Here is a 3880-nt window from a genome sequence, read left to right as displayed (position 1 = left end):
GGGTCATGATTTCGCCGGAAACCGGGCGCGCGGTTCGATCGTCAGCCATCATGGCCCCAGCATTGCAGCACGTGTTCGCTTTTCGTTTCTTTTGCGTAAACACAAATGGTTAACGCTTCCCCACCGGAGCCCTCGTGACGAGCCTAAACAGCCCAGAAATTAACCGCCGGTTAACCATGCCGGCCGATGGTCTTTACCCAGAACAGGCCGGCTCGCCGCCGTGCCGAAATTCAGGTCGTCGAAATTGATTCGTTTCGAAAATGTCGGCCTCCGCTATGGCATGGGTCCGGAAATCCTCCGCGACATCTCCCTGCACATCCCGGAGCGCTCCTTCCAGTTCCTCAGCGGGCCTTCGGGCGCCGGCAAGACGACCTTGCTGCGCCTGCTGTTCATGTCGCTGAAGCCGACGCGCGGGCTGATCACCATCTTTGGCAAGGACCGTTCGCGCATCTCGCGCACCGAATTGCCGCATCTGCGCCGCCGCATCGGCGTGGTGTTCCAGGATTTTCGCCTGCTCGACCACATGACCACCTACGAGAACGTCGCGCTGCCGCTGCGCGTGCGCGGGCGCGAGGAGGCGAGCTACCGCACCGATGTCACCGAACTGTTGAAGTGGGTCGGGCTGGGCGAGCGCATGCACGTGCTGCCGCCGGTTCTGTCCGGCGGCGAGAAGCAGCGCGCGGCGATCGCGCGGGCGCTGATTGAGCAGCCGGAAATCCTGCTCGCCGACGAACCGACCGGCAATGTCGATCCGCCGCTGGCGCGACGGCTGCTGCGGCTGTTTATCGAGCTCAACCGTCTCGGCACCGCGGTGGTGATCGCCACCCACGACCTTGGCCTGATGGAACAGGTCGACGCGCGCCGCATGATCCTGGCCGGCGGAAGGCTGGACATCTATGACTGAACTGTCCGCCGAACATTTTGTGGAACGGGAGCAGGACGCCGAGGCGACCGAGGCAAAGCCCCGCGCCCAGCGCAGGATGGCGCCGATCGTGCCGGCGCAGAACATCGCCGGCCGGGCACTGGTCCTGGTCATCGCCATCATGACCTTCCTGTCCTGCCTGACTTTCGGCGCGGTGACGCTGGTGCGCGACACAGCGTCCGTCTGGGAAAACCAGATTTCACGCGAGGCGACCATCCAGATCAAGCCGGTCGACGGCCTCGACATGGAAGCAGCCCTTACCCAGGCCTCCCAGATCGCCGGTGAATTCCCTGGCGTCAAGACGACCCGGATCATCGACCGCGAGGCGACCGCGAGGCTCCTTGAGCCCTGGCTGGGCTCGGGGCTCAACATCGATGAATTACCCGTGCCGCGCCTGATCATCGTCACCATCGACGAGAACAGCCCGCCCGATTTCGCTGCCATGCGCACCGCGATCACGCCGAAACTGCCGAGCGCATCGCTCGACGATCACCGCACCTGGGTCGACCGGCTGGTAGCGATGGCCCGCACGACGGTGACCATCGGCATTGCCGTGCTGGCATTGATGCTGTCGGCGACCGTGCTGACCGTGGTGTTCGCGACGCGCGGCGCCATGGCCGGCAACGGTCACATCATCGAAGTGCTGCATTTCGTCGGCGCCGAAGCACGCTTCATCGCGCGCGAATTCCGCCGGCATTTCCTGGTCACCGGCATGAAGGGAGCGGCGGCTGGCGGCGCCGCCGCAGTGCTCGTCTTCATCGTCTTTTCCTGGTGGTCGTCGCGCAATATGGCGACGCCGCAGGCCGACCAGGCGACCGCCCTGTTCGGCAATTTCGCCATCGGTTCGGCAGGCTATCTCGGTGTCGTGTTGATGGTGCTGGTGATCGGCGGACTGACGGCTGCCACGTCCCACGCCACCGTCGTTGCCTATCTCAGCGACATCGATGTCCGCCAGCCGGATGCAGGCTAATTCATGTCGCCCAAAAGTGGGAACCGGTTTTGGGACAACGACATAGATAGGACAGGGTGATCACGGATGGAGAATTCACGTAACGCAAAGTGCGTCTTTTACCTACCCAAAGCCGCATTTCAGGATTAACCATATGGCGATGGACGCGCGGGATTCGACCGGTACGGCTGGGCAGATGCCAGTGGTGGTTGCCCGTTCGCATGACCGCTCCGCTGTGAGCCGTCTAAGAGCCGCGTTGCGCCTGTCCGCTCTCTCTGTCCTCATCCTCGCAACATTGTTTGCCGGCGGCTTCGGCTGGTTCGCCAATAAGGTCAGTCACCTGACCACGCCTGCCAATCCGGCCAAGGCGGACGCGATCATCGTGCTGACCGGCGGCCAGTCCCGCCTCGATGCGGCGATGGATCTGCTGGCGTCCGGCAAGGGCGAACGGCTGCTGATCAGCGGCGTCCATCCTTCCGCCAGCCGTCGCCAGTTGCAGGCGGCGACCGGCGGCGACAAGAATCTGTTTTCCTGTTGCGTCGACATCGACCGCGCCGCGCTCGACACGATCGGCAACGCCGAGGAAAGCGCCAAATGGGTCGAGAGCCACGCCTATGGCACGGTGATCCTTGTCACCAACAATTATCATATGCCGCGCAGCCTGCTGGAAATGGGCAGGCTGCTCCATGGCGCCAAGCTCGAGCCCTATCCGGTGGTCAATTCCAACCTCGACAATGGCGGCTGGCTGACCAAGCCGCGGGCCTTGCGCGTGCTGTTCACCGAATACAACAAATATCTGCTGGCGCTGGCGCGCGGCATCGTGCCGGTCAAGCCGACACCCAACGGCATCGCGCTGGCCGAAACCGCGGCCGGCGGCTGATCATTCCCCTGCGGCCGCGCCCGTATTTCCCCTGAGCCGTGCGATCTCCTGTTCAAGGCGCTCGATCCGCTTGTCCCGCTCGCCGAGTGCCTCCGCCACGTCGGCCGCCTCGAACCGTTGCGGAATATGCTGCGGGCAATTGGCATCCCAGGCCGAGACGGTGAACAGGATGACCTGCTCGGGGCGCGCCTTGTAGTCTTGCGGCATCAGCTTCGCCATCAGTTCGGCGTCACTCTCGACGACCCGTGCCGTGCCCCAGATCTTGATGCGCTGGCGGTGCATATAGTCGATCAGGAACAGGAACGCCCTTGGATTGTCGGCCAGATTGCCCTGCGTGATGAACTGCCGGTTGCCGGAAAAATCCGCGAAGCCGATCGTATGTTCATCCAGCACCTTGAGGAAGCCGGCCGGCCCGCCGCGATGCTGGACATAGGGCTGCCCCTCGCTGTTGGCGGTCGACAGGAAGACGCTGGTCTGCATTTCGATGAAGGCGGCAAGGTCCGGGGTGATGCCGGCCTGCCAGCCGCCACGCTCCTCGACGCGGGCATAGGACTGACGTGAGCCCTTGCGGGCCTGGATCGCCTTGACGGTCGGCGTGAAGGCGACGTCGCTGGTGAAAGCATGCGCGTTCATTGAAAGCTTCCTTGCGGCAAGATGCTAAAGTCCGAGCTCCGACAGCGTCGGGTGGTCGTCCGGTCGCCGGCCGAGCGGCCAGTGATACTTACGATCGGCCTCGCCGATCGGCAGGTCGTTGATGCTGGCGATGCGCAGGCGCATCAGCCCGTGTTCATCGAATTCCCAGTTCTCGTTGCCGTAGCTGCGGAACCATGAACCGCTGTCGTCGCGCCATTCGTAAGCGAAACGCACGGCGATGCGGTTGCCGTGGAAGGCCCAGACCTCCTTGATCAGCCGGTAGTCGAGCTCGCGACTCCATTTGCGCGTCAGGAAGGCCTGGATGGCGTCGCGGCCTTGCAGGAATTCGGCGCGGTTGCGCCAGCGGCTGTCCTTGGTATAGGCGAGCGCAACCCGCGCCGGATCGCGTGAATTCCAGGCATCCTCGGCCATGCGCGCCTTCTGTGCTGATGTCTCGGCGGTAAACGGCGGCAGCGGCGGGCGGGGGTCGGACATG

General features: G+C 63.9%; 5 protein-coding genes. 3 read left to right on the top strand and 2 right to left on the bottom strand.

Going from position 1 to position 3880, the window contains the following annotated elements:
* Positions 1-244 precede the first annotated feature (244 nt).
* The 3 genes from ftsE to EN750_RS22655 all read left to right on the top strand — a co-directional run bounded on the left by ftsE (position 245) and on the right by EN750_RS22655 (position 2751).
* Positions 245-904, top strand: a complete 660-nt coding sequence (gene ftsE, locus EN750_RS22665; protein ID WP_010911739.1) for a cell division ATP-binding protein FtsE — start codon at positions 245-247, stop codon at positions 902-904.
* The gene (locus tag EN750_RS22660; RefSeq protein ID WP_127397704.1) at positions 897-1892 is read left to right on the top strand and encodes an ABC transporter permease; all 996 of its coding nucleotides are present in this window, start codon (positions 897-899) and stop codon (positions 1890-1892) included. The genes ftsE and EN750_RS22660 overlap by 8 nt, the downstream gene beginning before the upstream one ends.
* Positions 1893-2025: 133 nt before the next feature.
* Complete coding sequence (locus tag EN750_RS22655) at positions 2026-2751, top strand: YdcF family protein (RefSeq protein ID WP_127397703.1); 726 nt, start codon at positions 2026-2028, stop codon at positions 2749-2751.
* On the opposite strand, the gene EN750_RS22650 is transcribed toward EN750_RS22655, so the two are convergent.
* Both EN750_RS22650 and EN750_RS22645 read right to left on the bottom strand, forming a co-directional pair.
* Entirely contained in the window at positions 2752-3384 is a 633-nt protein-coding gene (locus EN750_RS22650) for a pyridoxamine 5'-phosphate oxidase family protein (RefSeq protein ID WP_127397702.1), read from the bottom strand.
* Between the two features lie 24 nt (positions 3385-3408).
* A complete protein-coding gene (locus EN750_RS22645; protein ID WP_127397701.1) occupies positions 3409-3879 on the bottom strand; it encodes a DUF1348 family protein in 471 nt (156 codons plus the stop codon).
* Between the last annotated feature and the right edge of the window lies 1 nt (position 3880).

It is taken from the genome of Mesorhizobium sp. M7A.F.Ca.ET.027.03.2.1, assembly GCF_003999175.1.
Taxonomy (GTDB): domain Bacteria; phylum Pseudomonadota; class Alphaproteobacteria; order Rhizobiales; family Rhizobiaceae; genus Mesorhizobium.
The sequence above is the reverse complement of the archived record's forward strand: the minus strand, read 5'-3'. Positions and strand labels throughout refer to the sequence as shown.